The sequence below is a fragment of the Bradyrhizobium sp. USDA 4454 genome (assembly GCF_054822705.1).
In genome coordinates this window covers 7,896,800-7,914,832 of sequence record NZ_JBTRCN010000001.1, presented here as the reverse complement: position 1 = coordinate 7,914,832, position 18,033 = coordinate 7,896,800, and the positions used below count along the sequence as shown (strand labels likewise).

20 protein-coding genes and 3 pseudogenes are annotated in these 18,033 nt (G+C 62.6%); 20 read left to right on the top strand and 3 right to left on the bottom strand.

Going from position 1 to position 18,033, the window contains the following annotated elements; genetic code table 11:
• Nucleotides 1-46: 46 nt before the first annotated feature.
• Together ACVIW0_RS36865 and ACVIW0_RS36860 are read right to left on the bottom strand one after the other, a co-directional pair.
• On the bottom strand, nt 47-460 hold the full coding sequence (locus tag ACVIW0_RS36865; protein ID WP_461346203.1) for a hypothetical protein: 414 nt from the start codon (nt 458-460) through the stop codon (nt 47-49).
• A gap of 154 nt (nt 461-614) precedes the next feature.
• Nucleotides 615-848 (bottom strand): helix-turn-helix domain-containing protein, encoded by a 234-nt coding sequence (locus ACVIW0_RS36860; RefSeq protein WP_456854653.1) that lies wholly within the window; start codon nt 846-848, stop codon nt 615-617.
• Between the two features lie 227 nt (nt 849-1,075).
• On the opposite strand from ACVIW0_RS36860, the gene ACVIW0_RS36855 reads away from it, so the two are divergent.
• From ACVIW0_RS36855 to ACVIW0_RS36785, 15 genes are all read left to right on the top strand, one after another.
• Complete coding sequence (locus ACVIW0_RS36855) at nt 1,076-1,339, top strand: DNA -binding domain-containing protein (protein WP_456854654.1); 264 nt, start codon at nt 1,076-1,078, stop codon at nt 1,337-1,339.
• 135 nt (nt 1,340-1,474) lie between these two features.
• A complete protein-coding gene (locus ACVIW0_RS36850; protein WP_456854655.1) occupies nt 1,475-1,684 on the top strand; it encodes a transcriptional regulator domain-containing protein in 210 nt (69 codons plus the stop codon).
• Nucleotides 1,623-2,261 carry a DUF2285 domain-containing protein gene (locus tag ACVIW0_RS36845; RefSeq protein WP_456854656.1) on the top strand — a complete coding sequence of 213 codons (639 nt, stop codon included), beginning with the start codon at nt 1,623-1,625 and terminating at the stop codon, nt 2,259-2,261. The genes ACVIW0_RS36850 and ACVIW0_RS36845 overlap by 62 nt, the downstream gene beginning before the upstream one ends.
• A gap of 208 nt (nt 2,262-2,469) precedes the next feature.
• Complete coding sequence (locus tag ACVIW0_RS36840; protein WP_253639140.1) at nt 2,470-2,721, top strand: helix-turn-helix transcriptional regulator; 252 nt, start codon at nt 2,470-2,472, stop codon at nt 2,719-2,721.
• A gap of 13 nt (nt 2,722-2,734) precedes the next feature.
• Nucleotides 2,735-3,820, top strand: a complete 1,086-nt coding sequence (locus tag ACVIW0_RS36835) for a replication initiator protein A (RefSeq protein WP_461346204.1) — start codon at nt 2,735-2,737, stop codon at nt 3,818-3,820.
• Entirely contained in the window at nt 3,817-4,455 is a 639-nt protein-coding gene (gene parA, locus ACVIW0_RS36830) for a ParA family partition ATPase (protein WP_456779635.1), read from the top strand. The genes ACVIW0_RS36835 and parA overlap by 4 nt, the downstream gene beginning before the upstream one ends.
• Entirely contained in the window at nt 4,452-4,715 is a 264-nt protein-coding gene (locus ACVIW0_RS36825) for a ribbon-helix-helix protein (protein ID WP_456854660.1), read from the top strand. The genes parA and ACVIW0_RS36825 overlap by 4 nt, the downstream gene beginning before the upstream one ends.
• Complete coding sequence (locus ACVIW0_RS36820; RefSeq protein WP_461346205.1) at nt 4,702-5,220, top strand: DUF2840 domain-containing protein; 519 nt, start codon at nt 4,702-4,704, stop codon at nt 5,218-5,220. Before ACVIW0_RS36825 ends, ACVIW0_RS36820 begins: the two co-directional genes overlap by 14 nt.
• The gene (locus ACVIW0_RS36815; protein ID WP_461346206.1) at nt 5,217-5,762 is read left to right on the top strand and encodes a S26 family signal peptidase; all 546 of its coding nucleotides are present in this window, start codon (nt 5,217-5,219) and stop codon (nt 5,760-5,762) included. The genes ACVIW0_RS36820 and ACVIW0_RS36815 overlap by 4 nt, the downstream gene beginning before the upstream one ends.
• A gap of 35 nt (nt 5,763-5,797) precedes the next feature.
• Nucleotides 5,798-6,133, top strand: coding sequence for a DUF736 domain-containing protein (locus tag ACVIW0_RS36810; RefSeq protein ID WP_461346207.1), 336 nt, complete (start codon nt 5,798-5,800; stop codon nt 6,131-6,133).
• A 4-nt stretch (nt 6,134-6,137) separates the two neighbouring features.
• The gene (locus ACVIW0_RS36805) at nt 6,138-7,046 is read left to right on the top strand and encodes a lytic transglycosylase domain-containing protein (protein ID WP_461346208.1); all 909 of its coding nucleotides are present in this window, start codon (nt 6,138-6,140) and stop codon (nt 7,044-7,046) included.
• Nucleotides 7,047-7,400: 354 nt separating this feature from the next.
• Nucleotides 7,401-9,140 carry a relaxase/mobilization nuclease domain-containing protein gene (locus tag ACVIW0_RS36800; RefSeq protein WP_461346209.1) on the top strand — a complete coding sequence of 580 codons (1,740 nt, stop codon included), beginning with the start codon at nt 7,401-7,403 and terminating at the stop codon, nt 9,138-9,140.
• A gap of 41 nt (nt 9,141-9,181) precedes the next feature.
• Complete coding sequence (locus tag ACVIW0_RS36795; RefSeq protein ID WP_461346210.1) at nt 9,182-11,164, top strand: conjugal transfer protein TraG; 1,983 nt, start codon at nt 9,182-9,184, stop codon at nt 11,162-11,164.
• Nucleotides 11,165-11,171: 7 nt separating this feature from the next.
• Entirely contained in the window at nt 11,172-11,627 is a 456-nt protein-coding gene (locus ACVIW0_RS36790; protein ID WP_461346211.1) for a CopG family transcriptional regulator, read from the top strand.
• A 756-nt stretch (nt 11,628-12,383) separates the two neighbouring features.
• Complete coding sequence (locus ACVIW0_RS36785; RefSeq protein WP_461356702.1) at nt 12,384-13,322, top strand: class I SAM-dependent methyltransferase; 939 nt, start codon at nt 12,384-12,386, stop codon at nt 13,320-13,322.
• A gap of 199 nt (nt 13,323-13,521) precedes the next feature.
• Here ACVIW0_RS36785 and ACVIW0_RS36780 read toward each other — a convergent pair.
• Nucleotides 13,522-14,076, bottom strand: a pseudogene (locus ACVIW0_RS36780) (IS6 family transposase); the annotation flags it as partial.
• Nucleotides 14,077-14,640: 564 nt separating this feature from the next.
• Between ACVIW0_RS36780 and ACVIW0_RS36775 the strand changes: the two are divergent.
• From ACVIW0_RS36775 to ACVIW0_RS36755, 5 genes and pseudogenes are all read left to right on the top strand, one after another.
• A pseudogene (locus ACVIW0_RS36775) lies at nt 14,641-15,522 on the top strand (PAS domain-containing protein); the annotation flags it as partial.
• A 9-nt stretch (nt 15,523-15,531) separates the two neighbouring features.
• Nucleotides 15,532-15,906, top strand: a pseudogene (locus tag ACVIW0_RS36770) (IS5/IS1182 family transposase); the annotation flags it as partial.
• 509 nt (nt 15,907-16,415) lie between these two features.
• Nucleotides 16,416-17,414 (top strand): P-type conjugative transfer ATPase TrbB, encoded by a 999-nt coding sequence (gene trbB / locus ACVIW0_RS36765; RefSeq protein WP_461346213.1) that lies wholly within the window; start codon nt 16,416-16,418, stop codon nt 17,412-17,414.
• Entirely contained in the window at nt 17,411-17,752 is a 342-nt protein-coding gene (locus ACVIW0_RS36760; RefSeq protein ID WP_461346214.1) for a TrbC/VirB2 family type IV secretion system protein, read from the top strand. The genes trbB and ACVIW0_RS36760 overlap by 4 nt, the downstream gene beginning before the upstream one ends.
• Nucleotides 17,752-18,027: a VirB3 family type IV secretion system protein gene (locus tag ACVIW0_RS36755; RefSeq protein WP_461346215.1), complete on the top strand. Its 276-nt coding sequence runs from the start codon at nt 17,752-17,754 to the stop codon at nt 18,025-18,027. Before ACVIW0_RS36760 ends, ACVIW0_RS36755 begins: the two co-directional genes overlap by 1 nt.
• Nucleotides 18,028-18,033 lie beyond the last annotated feature (6 nt).

Genomic DNA, 18,033 nt, shown 5'->3' with positions numbered 1-18,033 from the left:
CCTCGTCGGCCGTGCCGCAGCAAGCAGAGGGCGTAACAGATGGCGGTTAGCGCCCGCGTGCCGGTTTGATCGGCCGTCTTTGATGGGCCTCCGCCACGCTATCGACGATGTCATCCCAGTCGGGACAGATTGCGATGAGGCGGTCTATCACCGTAGGGTCTCGGTCGATCTGGCCGAGCGCCTGAGCGCGCCATTGGTCGTTGAAGCTTATGCTCATCAGCCCCAGGCATTCGACGACCGAACTGTGGGGCGGCAAATGCTCCAACGTCGCCGTCATGATGCCGGTCCATTCTTGTATCAGACGCCAGCGGTCCGACTCGGCGTTGGTGTCCAACTTTTCTTGGAGCAGATCAACTAGTGCGCGGAAGCGAATTGGCCAAGGTTGGGGCCTGAGTTCCGCAACGTAGGCATCCACCACTTCGCGGATGTCGTCTGGCAAGTGCTCGTATAGCGTCGTCATAGCGCAGGCTCCGCTCTGCCAACCGTTACCCTTCGGTCCTTCGAACAGAGCAACAACCGTCGGGCCAGAGCAGATCTACGCCCAAAGCCGATCATCTACCACGTTTAGGTGATTTCCAGCGCGCCGGTGCCGCGGCCTGGCATAAACGTACCTGTCATCGACCGTGAGTAGAATGAACCGTCGTCCGCTTAATCAGGTCGGTTGCTTCGACGCCCAGCGCCTTCGCGATCCGACCCAGCACCGTCACGCTGGCCGACACGTCTGCGCGTTCGATTGAGCCGATGTAACGGACGCTTAGTCCGGCGCTATCGGCCAATTCTTCCTGCGACATCTTCTTCACATGACGGATCCGACGCAGATTGATCGCCATGATCTCCTTGAGATCCATAGCGACAAGGGAACTCACATCGGAACGATCGTTCCAGGAACGATCGTTCCGATTCGTACAGCGCGATGTTATTCATAGGCTCTGTCCGGGGCCTGTTAGCCGTTTCCGGGGACCACCGCGATGCGGTCTCCGCATCGCGCAGCTAATCGTGTGACATTTCGCGGCTTGCCAAGTTCCACGGCAAGTGAATGTCTAAGGTTGTTTCGATCCTGAGGGGGACGATCGCAATGACCGAAGCGCCATTCCAGGAACAGCCGCCACAGACCGACCGTGTAAACGCCTACGACGAGCAACATCTCGCGATCTATGTTCAATTATTAATGGCTGAAGAAGAGGGCGCCGACTGGCGTGAGGTCGTGCAGGTGATCTTCGGTCTCGATCCTGCCCGAGAACCCGAGCGTGCCAAAATCGTCCACGAGAGCCATCTCGCGCGCGCCCGATGGATGACGGAAGCCGGATATCGGCATCTGTTGGACCCGCGAATGCAGTGACCGGGAGGCGACCGTCACACAAATTGTGGTCGTCGGTGATGCAACCTATGGGTCTAGTTTGCCGGACCGTCTTTCCTGATCGTGGTGTGTCCCTCCTTCGGGAGGACAGAACAAGAAAACGCAGGAGGACACACCATGCCCACACAGTATTGGCGCTCGCCGGAGACGATTGAGCGCCTGAAGCGGCTCGAGCGCCCGGGCTTCGCGCTTGAGTTCCTGCGCCGCAACGCTGAGTACCGCCGCGATTTCGCCCGCACACAGCGCCAGATCGCGCGCGACGGCGTTGATCCAGAGACCGTCCGTTCCAGCCTCGCACGTCGTTGGGGGTTGCGATTTCGCTCATGACCCAGCTTCCCCGGTTGGGCCCGAACCAACCATATGGCTGCCCGAGGCATCACCTGGAACCGTAATCCTCGAACCCGCGCCATCGGGCTTCAAAACCATCCATTCGATCGATCGCAATGCATTCGGACTGCCGCTCGTCGAGCGGACGGATGCTGACGGTCGCGAGCTGGTGATTGCGGACGGATCGGGTGAGCTTCATGTTCGTTTGCAAGACGAACAGGCCGCGCGACGTCCTGCCGTGCTTCTGCCGCTTGACAGCATGGCCGAGCTGCGGCTCGACGTCGCGCTATACTTCGTGCGCCATCTTGGTGACCACCGTCTGGGCCTTCTTCCAGCGGCTCTGCGGCTGACGCCCTTCAAGAAGCGGCGATTGATTCAGCTGCTTCACGCCTTCGACGTTCATGAATCTGGGGGCAGCCCCCGAGACGTGGCAGCAGAGGTGCTCGCTTCCGACCACGCCCAGCGTCGTTCGGTTGAGTGGAAAGATTCGCATGCCCGCCGTGCGGCGAACCGCCTCATCCATGATTCGACCGCCTTGGTCGAGCGGGGCTACCTGAAACTCCTGCGCGGCCTCTGACAGGCCCCTCGATCCCTCCACGCAATCCGCCGTGATGACGCTCACCCGCGCTCCGCTGGTAACGCCTCGGTTCGCCTGGTTACGCCCGTAGGGGGGACACGCATCTGCAAATATTTTCGTCCACCCCCAACGCCTGAACTCTCCGCCACTCTGGCCCCGACAAGCCGCGACTTGGCCGCGGCGCTTCGAGGCAAGACGGAGATCTCCCATGCTCGACCGGACCGCGCAGCTCACCACGCGCTACGTGCGCACCCCTGAGGCGGCGCGCCTCCTTGGCCTCTCGCCGCGCACCCTTGAGAAATACCGCTGCCATGGCAACGGCCCGACGTTCCGCAAGCTCGGAGGCCGCGTTGTCTACGCCGTTGGCGATCTAGAAGCCTGGGCAGATCAGGCTGCTTGCAGCTCGACCTCGGATCCTCGCTACGTCGAGGCCCGCGCAGCCGGCCACGCGCATCGCTAAGGCAACGCTCGCCATGCTGACGCGACGCCTCATCACGCCCAGCGAGCGAAGCAAGCTCGATCCGTTCGTTGTCGCCACTGGTGACGCCAGCCCGCGCGATCAGCGCGACCTGATGGAGCGGCCATTCTTCTCGCTTGCCAAGGCGAGGCGTACCCGGCCGATCCTCTACCAGGCCGGCGATGTACGCGTCGAAGTCCATGCAGTCCCTGAGCACGGTATGGCGACCATTTGGGACGCCGACGTGCTGATTTGGGCGGCGAGCCAGATTGTCGAGGCCGAGAACCTTGGTCTGAAGACCTCGCGCTTCCTGCGCTTCACGCCCTACCAGCTTCTGATCGCGGTCGGCCGACAGACCGGGGCGCGAGACTACAAGCTCTTGAAGGGGGCACTGGCCCGTCTGCAGGCAACCGTCATCCGCACCACCATCCGGCAGGGCGAGCATTGGCGACGCCACCAATTCTCCTGGATCAATGAATGGGAGGAATGCGCAAGGCGCGACGGTCGCGTGGAAGGCATGGAATTTGTCCTCCCCGACTGGTTCTACCGCGGCGTCATCGATCGCTCCCTCGTCCTTGCAATCGATCCGGCCTACTTCCGCCTGACCGGCGGGATCGAGCGCTGGCTCTACCGCGTCGCGCGCAAGCATGCCGGACGACAGCCACGAGGATGGCTGTTTGAGATCGCGCACCTCCACAAGAAATCCGGCAGCCTGGTGCGAGCCTCCGATTTCGCGCGGCAGATCCGGCTTATCGCCGCACGCCAACCACTCCCCGGCTACAGCTTGTACGTCGAACGCGAGGGCCGCCGTGAGCTGCTGCGCATTCTGCCGGCGAAGTTGTCCACCGCCCCTGTGGATGGCGCTGTGGACGAGCTCGGGACTTCGCACGCAATCCTTGTCGGGACTTCGCACGCAGCCCCATCGGGACTTCGCACGCATACATTAGAATCTAACTTAGAGTCTAACCTGGAATCTAACTGTTGTAGTGGGCTCGTGCGTCATGCGGATAACGCCGACGCGAGCGCTGAGCCGTCGTCAAATACGCCCCCAAGCCAACAATCGCTGCCGCTTCTCGATCACAAGACGGGAAGCAAGCGATGATTGTCGCACTGCTCAACCAGAAAGGCGGAGTCGGCAAGACGACGCTCGCGCTACACCTCGCCGGCGAATGGGCGCTCCGCGGAAAGCGTGTAACGCTGCTCGATGCCGACCCCCAAGGCTCGGCATTGGACTGGTCGCAGCAGCGGGCGCGGGAGAACGTCTCGCCGCTATTCGGCGTCATTGGCCTCGCGCGGGATACACTCCATCGCGAGGCGCCTGAGATCGCGCGCACTGCCGATCATGTCGTCATTGACGGGCCGCCGCGCGTCGCCCGATTGATACGATCGGCGCTGCTGGCCGCTGACCTGGTGCTGATTCCTGTGCAGCCGTCGCCATTCGACGGCTGGGCGTCGGCGGAGATGCTGGCTTTGCTGCGCGAGGCTCGCATCTACCATCCGAAGCTCGCCGCTCGCTTCGTGCTCAATCGCTGCGATACGCGCACAGGCATCGCCCGCGCGACAGCGGAGACGCTCGCCGATCACGATCCGCCAGTGCTCGCCACCACGATCGGACAGCGTGTCGTCTTCGCCGACGCCGCGCAGTCGGGTCGGCTCGTCTTCGAGTTTGCGGAGCAGAGCACCGCATCCGGCGAGATAACCGCGCTCGGCGCCGAAGTCGCGAGGCTCGCGCCATGAGCGGGCGCTCCTCCAAGCGCGGCTTCGCGTCGCGACCTGGCGATGCCGAAGGCTGGGTCAAGGCCAGCGATGCGTCGCGGCGTCGCACAGATAACACAGCAGCATTGACCGCGCGCCTGACAATCGACGTCTCGCCGGCGCTGCGCGGCCGCATCAAGGTCGCCGCATTCCAACGCGGCGTCACCGTCGCCGACATGCTGCGCGAATTGCTGGCGCGAGAATTCCCACTGAGACCGGAGAGCCGTCATGAACGACAATGAGGCCTTGCCGCCGCGCGCCGTGCCGCCCTCGCATCGGCGGAGCGTTGCGCTCACCCATGTCGAGCTGACCTGGATCGAGAAGAGGATCGAGCATTGGCTGCGCTTCGGCCGTCGCACGGAGGAAAAGATTCTCGATCGCCGCCGCAGTGTTTCAAGTTTTGCGCCTGGCAGCATCTTCGGCTTCGTTTGCTGGGCATCGAACGACTATGGCACCGTGGTCTCGCGGATGGACATCGTGCGCGCCGTGGAGGCGGGCCAGCGCTATCAGACGCTGCCATTCGTCCGGCCCGGCGGAGAGATCCTGCTGCGCGTCGATAGCTGGCCGAAGGTCGAGCTCGTGTTGCAGGCGATCGATGCCATCGAGGCGCTCGCCATCAATCCGGCCGATGCCGCGCCCGATTACTGGCGGCATCTCCACAACCGTCTCGCCGCCGACCACGTGCCGCGCGCCTACACGCGCGAGCAGCATGTCGCGTGGCTCAAGCGCCGGAGCGTCACGCCATGACCCGATTTGGCTATGTCGTGGTGACGTATATTGCCGTGCTCGCTGCCGGTGGCTTGGTGTTTTTTCATCCCGCGCCGAGGCTGGTTTGGAACGCCACCGCAAGCACGCCGACAGGGCTCTACACGCTGCATCCGGCAGGACGGCTGCATGCCCTCGAGCTGGTCCTGGTGCAGCTCCCGGAGCCGATCGCGAACTTCCTCGCCGATGGCGGCTTTCTGCCGAAAGGAGTGCCGTTGCTCAAGCATGTGATGGCGCTGCCGGGACAGACCGTATGCCGGTCCGGCGATGCCATCACGGTCGACGCGGTCGATGTCGGTACCGCACACGATCACGACCATCTCGGCCGACCGCTGCCGCATTGGAGCGGTTGCACCACTCTTCAGCCGGGTGAGGTCTTCCTCATGAACCCGACCGTCCCGGACAGCCTGGACGGCCGCTATTTCGGCTCACTGCCCGTCAGTTCGATCGTCGCACGCGCGATCCCGCTTTGGACCAATGAGGCCGCCGACGGCCGCTTCGTCTGGCGCGCCGCCACCCACTAGCTCGCTTCTCAACCCGCCAAGTAAGGAGGTTTCCCATGGCGCAAATCGGCCAGTTCACCCGCGATAAGTCCGGCTTCACCGGGCGCGTTGAAACGCTTTTCTTCGAGCGGATTCTCACCCTCGTCCCGGCCGAATCCTCGGAAGCCGAGAACGCGCCGGACTACCGCATCCGCCTCGGCGATGCTGACGGTCCGGAGATCGGCGCAGGCTGGAAACGCACCGGCGAGAAGGCTGGCGAGTACGTTTCGCTCATCATCGACGACCCGGCGCTGCCGCGGCCGATCCGCGCCAATCTCTTCCAGTCAGGCGACGACAAATCGGCCTGGACGCTGAACTGGAATCGGCCGCCCCAGCGCGCCGAGCGGGATTGATGGCATGCAGGGTCCCGTCACGCATGCTGCCGACAAGGCGCATCTAAGCTCGATCCCTTTGTTCGCGGCAAAGCCGTCTCATCCCTCCATTCCGCGCAACCGTCAGCCGGCCGCCGCGCACAGCGGTGGTGAAGCCGGTGGTCCGCGCGCACCGCTGCTAGGCAGCACGACGGCTTACCGTGATGGCGGAGCCACGGCGGGCCTTGCCGTTCTCCTCCTTACCGGCCTGCTGGTGATTGGCGGTTCAATGCCGGCGGCGTCAGCAGAGAAAGCGCCGGCGCGCGGTCAACCTACGAACGATCGCTATGCCACTCATGTGACGGAAGCCGCGCGGCGCTTCGGCGTTCCGGCAGCATGGATACACGCCGTCATGCGCATCGAGAGCCATGGCGAGCGGCGCGCGGTGTCACCCAAGGGCGCGCTCGGCCTGATGCAACTGATGCCCAAGACCTGGGCGGACATGCGCGTTCGCTACGGTCTCGGGCGCGATCCCTTCGATCCCCGTGACAACATCCTCGCTGGTGCCGCCTTCCTTCGCGAGCTCCTCGACCGCTACGGCTCGCCGGGCTTCCTTGCGGCCTACAATGCAGGGCCCGGCCGCTACGAGGCGTTTCGCGATAGACATCGTCCACTGCCGGCCGAGACCGTCGCCTACGTCGCGGCCATCGTCCCTTTTGTCGATGCGGAGAGGGCACCAGGACCTCTTCTCCTCGCGGCCTCTTCTCGTTCATCCTGGACGCGGGCGCCGCTCTTTTTCGACCACGCTGACGAGCGGTCGGCTGCCGCGCGAGCGACAGTCGATCGACCGGCGCACGACAAGTCGGCAGCAGTTCCCGTGCATGATCTCTCTGCGATTGCGCCGCAATCAGAAGGCCTGTTCGTCGCGCTCTCGACAACGGGACCATCGCAATGACGGCACGGCATCATCAACATCAGCGTCGAGTTCGACGCTCGCCTGCAGGCACCCATGTTGCGGAGATCTGGATATCCGCTGTGCGATGGCGGCTTGCTATCGCGATCGGTTGCGAATTCGTGCTCAGGCGTGCCTTAGCGCATCCCTGCGAGGGAGAAAGAGCAGGCGAGGGAGATGAGCAGGCAACGACCGAACGAGGGCGAGATAAAAGGCCGCAATGTGCGGCTCGATCGGTCGGTTGTTGTTGCTTGGCTTTTTCGCTGATCCAGCAACGTGCGCATCTAGCACGCAATGTGCGCTCCACCATCAACTCATTGCACGGATTCTCACTTTCGCACATTGCCGAGGCTGGCCATGGCTGAGGAGAAGGAATTTCGGCCGCGGCCTGGCCGCATCCGCTCCCCAAGGAGCCAGCGGGCCAAGCCTTTCATCGCCCAGGCGCTTGCCGCCACTCGGCGCGCCGGCGGCGTCGTTTCGCGAGCAGGCCGTCTCGCCAACCATCGTCATTCGCGCTTTGGTCGCGGCCGGGTTGCCAGCGAGCGGGCGAACCGTCTGCTCACCGGCCGCTCGCGTCTGGTGACGGTCAAGACCCGCGTCGTCCGTCATAGGACGAGATCAGCCCCGCTCGCCGCGCATCTCGACTATCTCCGGCGCGAGGGCGTCACCCGGGACGGGGAGAAGGCCCGTCTGTTCGGCCCCGATACCGACGATGCCGATCCTAAGGCGTTCGGTGAGCGCTGCCAGAATGACCGGCACCATTTCCGGTTCATCGTCTCGCCGGAGGATGCGGCCGATATGGCCGACCTCAAGGGCTTTGCGCGCGAACTGGTCGGCCAGATGGAGAAGGATCTCGGCACCAAACTCGATTGGGTCGCAGTCGATCACTGGAATACCCAGCACCCTCACGTCCACATTCTCGTGCGCGGTATCGCCGAGGATGGCCAGGATCTCGTGATCTCCCGCGACTATATCAAGGAAGGAATGCGTGCCCGCGCGCAGGACCTGGTCACACAGGAGCTCGGACTTCGCTCCGATCTCGACATTCGTCGCTCGCTCGAGAGCCAGGTCGAAGCCGAGCGCTGGACACAGCTCGATCGGCAGCTCGTTCGCGATGCGGGTCGCCACGGCGTCATCGACCTTGCACCCAATCCGTCGCAGCAGCCTGATCAGTTCCATGCGTTGAAGGTGGGTCGGCTGCGGCGCCTGGAGAGCCTTGGCCTTGCGCATCAGCTCGGGCCAGGCCAATGGGTCATGGACGAGGCCGCTGAGACGACGTTGCGCGAGCTTGGCGAGCGCGGTGACATCATCAAGCGCATTCACCGCAGCCTGACCGAACGCGGCATCGAGCGTGCGACCGCGAGCTACGTGCTATCAAGCGAAAGCCTCGACGTCCCCGTCATCGGACGCCTCGTCGACCGTGGTCTCGATGACGAACTCAAGGCGACCACCTATGCCGTGGTCGACGGCGTCGATGGCCGTACCCACCACATCAGGCTCCTCGACCTCGACGCCGCCGGCGACAGCACCCCAGGCTCGATTGTCGAGCTCCGCAAATTCGATGACGCGCGAGGACAGCGTCGCGTGGCGCTGGCCGTCCGCTCCGATCTCTCGATCGAAGCGCAGGTGACCGCAAGTGGCGCGACGTGGCTCGACCGGCAGGCGGTCGCCCGTGATCCGGTGGCGCTTGGCCATGCCGGTTTCGGCGGCGAGGTCCGTGAAGCCATGGAACGGCGGGCGGAACAGCTTGTCGAACAAGGTCTTGCCGAGCGCCAAGCGCGTGGAGTGGTGTTCGCGAAGAACCTCGTCGGCACACTGCGCCGCCGGGAGTTAGAGGCGCTCGGCCAGAAGCTCGCCGCCGAGACGGGCCAGCCGTTCAACCCGTCGGGCGCCGGCGAACATGTCACTGGGACCTATCGACAGCGCTTCGCGCTCGCCTCCGGCCGCTTCGTGATGATCGACGACGGTCTCGGCTTCCAGCTCGTGCCTTGGACCCCCTCACTCGAAAAGCAGCTCGGCCGCCATGTCTCTGGCGTCGCCCGTGATGACGGTGGCGTCGATTGGGGCTTTGGGCGCAACCGGGGGATCGGACTGTGAGCGATCCTTCCAATCACCGACGTTAGGAAAGGGCGGCGGAAATGTCCGCGACCAAAATACTCTGGGGACAGGTAATCACCGTCTTAGTGATCGTCATGCTGACGTTCTGGACCGCGACGGAATGGACCGCCTGGCGACTCGGCTTCCAGGCGCAACTGGGGCAGCCCTGGTTCAAGCTGTTCCACTTTCCATTCTACCTTCCACCCGCCTTCCTCTGGTGGTGGTACGCCTATGATGCTTATGCGCCACATATCTTCATCGAGGGCGCCTATATCGCGGCATCCGGCGGCGTCATCGCCGCAGCGGTCGCAATCGGCATGTCTGTCTGGCGCGCCCGGGAAACCAAGAATGCCGAGACCTATGGCTCGGCACGCTGGGCTGCGGCGAAGGAGATCGGGGAGGCTGGTCTGCTTGGGCCTGACGGCGTGGTGCTCGGCCGGTTCGAGCGGACCTATCTTCGCCATGATGGACCGGAGCATGTCCTCTGCTTTGCGCCGACCCGGAGCGGCAAGGGCGTTGGCCTTGTCATCCCGTCACTGCTGACCTGGCCTGGATCTGCGATCGTCCACGACATCAAGGGCGAAAACTGGCAGCTCACGGCCGGCTTCCGTGCTCGGCACGGCAGCGTTCTTCTGTTCGATCCCACCAATGCGAAGTCATCAGCCTACAACCCGTTGCTGGAAGTCCGGCACGGCGAGTGGGAGGTACGCGATGTTCAGAATATCGCCGACATTCTGGTCGACCCGGAGGGCAGTCTCGAGAAGCGGAACCACTGGGAGAAGACCAGTCACGCGCTCCTGGTCGGCGCGATCCTCCACGTCCTCTATGCCGAGGAGGACAAGACGCTTGCCGGCGTCGCAGCCTTCCTGTCCGACCCCAAGCGGCCGATCGAATCGACGCTCGCAGCGATGATGCGCACCGCACATCTCGGCGAGGCCGGCGTCCATCCGGTCGTTGCCTCCGCGGCGCGCGAACTGCTGAATAAGTCCGGCAACGAGCGCTCCGGTGTCTTGAGCACCGCGATGTCGTTCCTCGGCCTCTACCGAGATCCCGTGGTGGCCGAGGTGACGCGACGCTGCGACTGGCGGATTAGTGGCATCGTAGGCGGAGACCGAGCGACCACGCTCTACCTCGTCGTACCGCCATCGGACATTAACCGCACCAAGCCGCTGATCCGGCTGATCCTCAACCAGATCGGCCGCCGCCTGACCGAGGATCTCCAGGCCAAGGCCGGGCGCCGCCGGCTCCTCCTGATGCTCGACGAATTCCCTGCGCTCGGCCGGCTCGACTTCTTCGAGTCGGCGCTCGCCTTCATGGCCGGCTACGGCATCAAGAGTTTTCTGATCGCCCAGTCGTTGAACCAGATCGAAAAGGCCTACGGGCCAAACAACTCAATCCTCGACAACTGTCACGTTCGAGTCAGCTTCGCGACCAACGACGAAAGGACGGCCAAGCGGGTGTCCGACGCATTGGGCATGGCGACCGAGATGAAGGCGATGAAGAACTATGCCGGCAGCCGGCTGGCCCCTTGGCTCGGCCACCTCATGGTGTCGCGGTCGGAGACCGCCCGGCCGCTGCTGACGCCTGGCGAGATGATGCAGCTCCCCCCATCAGACGAGATCGTCATGATGTCGGGTCTGCATCCGATCCGCGCCAAGAAGGCGCGCTATTACGAGGACAGCCGTTTCCAGGAGCGCATCCTGGCACCGCCGACGCCGACCAAGCCCAACAACAACCGGCCGGACGATTGGAGTTCACGGCCACTGCCGCCTCGCCCCAAGGCACCGCCGGCGTCGACGGACGACCAGGCCGACGTAGAGGATCCGAAGACGGCTGACCGCCGGCAGCAGCCGGAACTGGATCGGGACACCGTGGAGAGGAAGGAACCGATCGACAACGAGTTCGCGCCCGATTTTGCCGACGAGCTCGATGAAGACGCTCCGCGAGTCAGGCGCATGAACGACATGATGCAGGGCGTCGCGCGCCAAGCATCACTCGATCCCGACGACGATCTCGGATTATGAGGCAGGCATGACCTCGCCGAAGAAGAAAGCCCAGATATCGGTCTATCTCGATCCAGACGTCATGAAGACGCTGTCGGCCTATGCCGCCCGGCGCGAGCAGTCGATGTCGCTCATCGCCGAAGCCGCGATCGCGTCCTTCCTGTCGCCGGACGCAGACGAACGGCGGGAGGCTGCCGTTGCCAAGCGACTTGATCGGGTCGATCGCCGCATGGCGCGGCTCGAACGCGACATGGGGATCTCGGTCGAGACCCTGGCGTTGTTCGTTCGCTTCTGGCTGACGACGACACCACCACTCCCCGAGCCGGCTGCAAAGGCGGCGAGGGCGCAGGCGGCCGCGCGCTACGACAATTTCGTCGCGGCGCTCGGGCGACGGCTCAGTCAAGGGCCGAAGCTGCGGCAGGAAATCCCAGAGGATATTCAGGACAGCGAGCCGACGGGAGGGGCGCCACTTATAGTCCGATGACCGCCTACCCGTGTGGACGAAAATCCAACCGCGGTGGCGATTCAAGTCCGTGCATCGCCAGCAGTTCCCGCGCGAGAACCGACAGTGCGCAGCCGATATCCTCAACGCACGCGGATGCGTCCTTTTCGATAGACTCCCGCTCAATCGCCTAGAGGCTTGTTCACATGTCGTAGTCGCCGCTGACGGCTCCTCGAAGACACGAAGTTCGGTAGGATCGAGCCCAGCAGATTGACGAAAGGGAGTAACTCCATGAACCAGTACGTTGGTTTGGGATCTCTATGGAAGACACCGGCATTTGCGTTTTGAACCAGAGCGGCGCTGCCACATTCAAAGGTTGCGTGTCTACCAATCCGGAGGCTATCGCTCAACTCTTGCGGCGTCATGCCGGCAGTCCGCGCCTGGCGCGCGCCGGGTCCCTTCGACCCCGCGCGCATTTTGGAGGGCTTCGCAAGCGTGTCGCGTCCGAGGGCGGGAGCTAGCCGTTCGAGCTCAATTTGTGGTCATTGCAATGGCGCCATTCGACATTCAAGAAGCCCTCAACGCCACAGCTTAAATGCCGAAGAATCTCGTGTCTGCTTTTGGAGCCACTTCATCTTCTCGTGCTCTGCAATAAAGAGGTTGCCCTCTGTTTCACGAAGCGAGCCTGAAAAAGCGCGCGATGGGGTTTATGCCTCGGCCAATCTCTGCGATAAGGCATCGAGTACTTGAAGGCAACAGCCGTCGAGTGGCTTGCAAAACGAAATGGGAGACATTGGGTTGCGAACAGATTTTTCGCGTATCAATCGGTCTAAAGCTATCTTCGATGATATTTATGCTTTGGATGATCCAAGGGCATATTTCTCTGTCCTGGGAGACTTGGATTATATGATCCCGGACGTGGCTGAGCCGGTTGTGCGCCAAATTCTGGCAGCGAAAGCTTCGGCAACCGGCCTTAAGCCGGTCGTGCTTGATGTTGGCTGTTCATACGGCATCAACGCAGCGGTGCATCGGTTTCCACTGACCTTTGGGGGCTTGCGTCACCGCTACGCCCGGCGCGAGATGAGGGCGATCAGTTCTGAGACACTGGTGCATCTCGATCGAAATTTTTATGCAGCTTGGCCTGATGTCGGTTTGGCGCGGTTTATCGGCCTCGATGTGTCGGCACCGGCTATCAGCTATGCAACGGATGTTGGTCTCCTGGAGCAGGGCATTGTCGCTGACCTTGAAAAGGAGGCGCTATCGACGGACAGCGCGCGCATTATCCGCTCCACGGATGTTATCATGTCGACGGGTTGCATCGGCTACGTTACCGAGAAAACGTTCAGCAAAATTCTCGATGCGACAGATCAGCGTCTATGGATCATCTCCTTCGTCCTACGAATGTTCCCATTTGATTCCTTGGCCGCGACGTTCGCGAGGCGTGGCCTTGTGACAGAACGTCTTGCGGGCGCGACGTTTGTCCAGCGTCGCTTCCGCGATGCTGACGAGTTTGAAAGTTGTTTGGCCAGCTTGGCGGCTCTTGGCGTCAATGCTACCGGTCTTGAATCAGAAGGGCTGTTTCACGCCGATCTGATCTTGTCCCGCCCTGAGGCGGATGCGCGCGCCACGCCTCTGGAAGACATTGTCACCGTCGCCAGCGGCAGGGGTCGGCCGATCGGGCCCCGTTATGTTCATGTTGAGGACAGCAAGGGCTTGCAGGTCGCGCTGGAGCCGTGACAGGTTCGTTTTCCGAAGATAGCCAGTGGGTGTGATCCAGCGATCTGTGCACCTTAGTGGATCACGCCCTCGCTCCCTGCACGGTTACGTTCGGTCCGGTCGGCAGGCTAGAGAGACGCCGTGCTCATGACAGCTTTGCCGATTTCGAATCCATCTGTTTCAGTGCCGTATGTCGAGATCGAGGCTGGGCATCGTCAACTTAATCGACCGCTGAGCCGAAGAAGGGGATTCTCAGAGGTTCGAGATTCGGCGATAGCGCTTGTCGTGGAGATCTCGCCCCAAGTCGCAAAGGCTCGCGCGAAGCACGACGGAAGTCGGCAGCGACGGCTCCGGGATAGGGGATGTTGAAAAGCTTCGCGACCTGATCGTGAACTGACAGAAACCGTTGAGTTTGGCGGGACGATTTGAAACGCTTCATGATCCGCTCGCGTCGCCGCGTCGGCCTGATGAGAATTCTCGGCCGATTGTTGGGAGCTTTGTGCTGACGATGTTCGACGTGAAAGCCCAGCTTCCCCCTCGCAGCGCCGTACAAACGGAGCTTGTCCGTGATCATCACGCGGCGGCGTACCGGCGGATTTCAAGAGCTTCTTCATGAGCTGCTCCGCGGCGCGCGAGTCTCTTCAGCGCTGGATCAAGACGTCGAGACGAAGCCATTCTGGTCGACAGCGCGCCAGAGCCAATGTTGTTCGCCCGCGAGCGAGATAACGACTTCGTCCAGATGCCATTTGTCGCCGCGAGCGGGAGCGCGCTGGCGCTGCCCGATGGCGTGTCCGGCTGTTCGCAGCTTCTGGAGACGTCTTTCATCGGCAGCATTAACTCTACGAGATGGCAGTCAATCTCTCTCAGTAGTCGCAATCTGGTGTCGCTTGATGTTCGCGCGGGCGAACTCGGCGACGCGTCACCGAAGCGGCGAGCAATCGATTCCATGTATGTTTACTTCTTACAGCTAATCAAACCTCGCAGTGCCGTGCTGCCCTCGGCGCTGCCTTGCAGCGGCCCTGTCGTGTTCTTGCACAGCAGGGCCGCTTGCTTGTGAATCAGCGACGCATTCCCAGTTGTCGCCTCGTTCTTGACTCGCATGCAGCCGGTCGAGTGGAGTGATCTTCGGTACCGCAGGCCGACAAAATCGCGTGCTCAAAAATCACAGCACGCCCGAAGTCGATAAACGTCGAGAGAAGATTGTACGATCAGTCCATTGAATTGAGGATGCTAACCATCTGCTGACTTAAAAAGCGAGCGCACGTCCGTTCCTTATATCGAATTAAACGGTCTGCATCGATACCACTCAGGTCAGAAGCGTGGGTTTCGGGAACGTGCCATGGGTGCTGCAAAGAAGCAGTCCGCAAAACCAAATAACGAGATATCCGAAGACGTGCAGATTCTGCAGCGCAGGTGGAGAGCTGCGGTCAGGACCGGCGCAAATCTTCCGAGCTATGAGGACGTGTTGCTCGGCAGCCTCGGGCGGCTCGCCGATCACATCGTTCTGCTCAAGTGCGAGATTGGTGCGTTCGCCGTCTCGCGTGCCGGCCGCTATGCGCGGGAATGGCTGGGCAATGAGGGCTGGGGCGTTCCGATGCCGGATTGCGCGACCGTCCTGAACGAAGCTGCCTCCAACGCTATTGCAAGCAATCGCCCCTATCTCACGACGGCCCATTGCGTGCGCGACGGCATAGTAAGGGCCTATGACGTTCTGGCGCTTCCGACATTGTCGCGCTGGGGCGGTATGCTGGTCGGCGTGTACGTCAACGAGCGTGGCACGCAATACAATCTTCTCGATGCGATGTTTTCCACGACCGGCGACGGCGTGATCGTACTATCACCGATTCGTGACGCGACGGGACGTCCGTCCGATTTTCAGATCGTACATCATAATCCGGCCGCGGCGAGACTGCTCAACGTCGCAGAAGGAATCCTGCAGTGGCAGCGTCTCAGCAATGGACGCCATCTGCTCTGTTTGGAAGCCGTAGTGGCGCGGCTGCACGCCGCACTCGCGAACAGCAAGCCCGATCAGTTCGAAATCGACAGCGACGGTAGCAGCCTGCGGCTTAGGATAACGCCCTTCGGCAACATCCTTTCGCTGGCTATTTCCGACATCACGACCTTGAAACGGCGAGAGGCGTCATTCCGGCTGCTGTTTGACAGCAACCCGATGCCGATGTGTGTGGTCGACCGCGCGACGATGGCAGTTCTGACCGTCAACGACGCGGCGCTCGGCCCCGTGATCGCCGACATGGAGAAGCTCACCGGCGTGGAGGCTCGCCGTATCCACGTCGATAAAGGGTATCGCGGCCACAATCATCCGCATCGGTTCAGATTCTGGATTTCGGGTCAGGTCCGCCGCGTCACAGCTCCCATCCGCCGCGAGATGAGGCGTCGCGCGGCTGTCGAGCCCGTCATCGGTCACATCAAGGCCGAGCACCGCATGGACCGCAACTATCTCAAAGGGCGTCCCGGCGACTGTATCGACGCTGTCCTCGCCGCCGCCGGCTACAACTTCGGCCTGCTCCTGCGATGGCTCTCAGAGCTCTTGCGTGCCATCATCCGAGCCTTCCTCCAGACCATCCCGGCGCCAAATATCGCCTGAGCCCGATGGCACGCCGGTTCTTCACGAACGACTATAGAAGAAGCGCCTGGTGAACTGTTCGTAGTCCTCCATGGTATGGGCGGTAACGTATAAGATAAAATCAGCAAAAGGGGGCTGAAGCCGGTTCTTTTTCAGATCATTCCAATCAAGATGGAGAGCGATCTCAGTCTGGAAAGTGACGCTCATAAAGGCGACCGTCGCCTACAGGGCAACAGCATCGCTTTCACAACTCGGCGCTCTCTTCCGATCTCGCCTGGGCAGCAGACGTAGGAGCCGAATTTCCGACTAGCTAGGGTGGGACTGCGCAGCCATAGCCTGTTGTCGCAAGATATTGCAAAGATTTGGCCTGGATCCGATCGGCACGCATTCGATACAGCAAGTATTTTCTCTCTACTCTACGCTGGCTCCCTACGACGGCTGAATACTTGTTGAACTGACCCATTTCCTGCCTTTTCTATCCATCCCCGTCACCGATCGCTTGTTGCGATTGGTGCTCGACGGGGGCGGGCGTGGCGGTCACTTCAATCCATTCAGAAGCCTTTTCGCGTGGCGCGCGCATGCTGCGCACCGCGCTGGGGCCTGCAATTGCGACGTTCCTCGAAGATCCCTCGATCGTCGAGGTGATGCTCAACCCCGATGGTCGGCTCTGGATCGACCGGCTGGCGGGCGGGCTGGAGGATAGCGGACGCACGATGTCCGCCGCCGACGGCGAGCGGATCGTACGCCTGGTTGCGCACCATGTCGGCGCTGAGGTGCATGGCGGCAGCCCCCGCGTGTCGGCTGAGCTTCCCGAGACGGGAGAGAGGTTCGAGGGGCTTCTCCCGCCCGTCGTTGCGGCGCCGGCCTTTGCGATCCGCAAGCCCGCGGTCGCGGTGTTCACGCTGGAGGATTACGTCGCCGCCGGCACGATGACCGCCGCTCAAGCGACGGCGCTGCGGGCTGCCGTCGCATCTCGTAAGAACATCCTGGTCGCCGGCGGCACTTCGACCGGCAAGACCACGCTCACCAACGCACTGCTCGCCGAAATCGCCGGCACCACCGATCGGGTGGTGCTGATCGAGGACACGCGCGAGCTGCAGTGCCGCGCTCCGAATTTGGTCGCGCTGCGCACCAAGGATGGCGTCGCGTCCCTGTCCGATCTCGTCCGGTCCTCGCTGCGTCTGCGCCCCGACCGTATTCCGGTTGGGGAGGTGCGGGGCAGCGAGGCCTTGGAGCTTCTCAAAGCCTGGGGGACCGGCCACCCCGGTGGGATTGGAACGATTCACGCAGGCACGGCGCTGGGCGCGCTCCGTCGCCTCGAGCAGCTCATCCAGGAAGCCGTTCTCACCGTTCCCAAGGCGCTGATCGCCGAGACGATTGATGTCGTCGCGGTGCTGCGCGGCCGCGGAAGCGAACGCCGCCTTGCTGAACTTGCTCTCGTCGCCGGCCTCGATCCCGCCACCGGCGATTACCGCGTCCAGTCCGCCGGGGCGGGCGGCGAATCCTCAATTACCGGAGAACCATCATGATCCAGTTCCCTTCCGCGATCCGTCGTGTTCGACGTCGCTTCGCCGACCTCGCCGCGATTGCCTTCATCTCAATCGCGCTCGCACCCGTGGCCTACGCCTCCGGCTCTTCGATGCCTTGGGAGACGCCGCTCAACCAGATCCTGGAATCGGTGCAGGGTCCAGTCGCAAAGATCATCTCGGTCATCATCATCACTGTGACCGGCCTGACGCTTGCGTTTGGCGACACCGCCGGCGGCTTCCGCCGGCTGATCCAGATCGTCTTCGGCCTGTCGATCGCCTTCGCCGCCTCGAGCTTCTTCCTGACGTTCTTCAGCTTCTCGGGCGGAGCGCTGGTCTGATGGCTGCGATTGTCGATCCAGACGTGCCGGGCTTCTTTGCGCCGGTTCATCGCGCACTCACCGAGCCAATTCTGATGGGCGGCGCGCCGCGCTCCGTCGCGATCGCCAACGGCACGTTGGCGGCTGCTATCGCTCTCGGCCTTCGTCTCTGGATTCCCGGCGCACTGATCTGGGCCGTGGGCCACGTCGCCGCCGTCTGGGCGGCAAAGCGCGACCCGCAGTTCGTGGACGTCGTTCGCCGCCACCTCCGCTATCCGCCTTACCTCGCCACATGAGGCTTC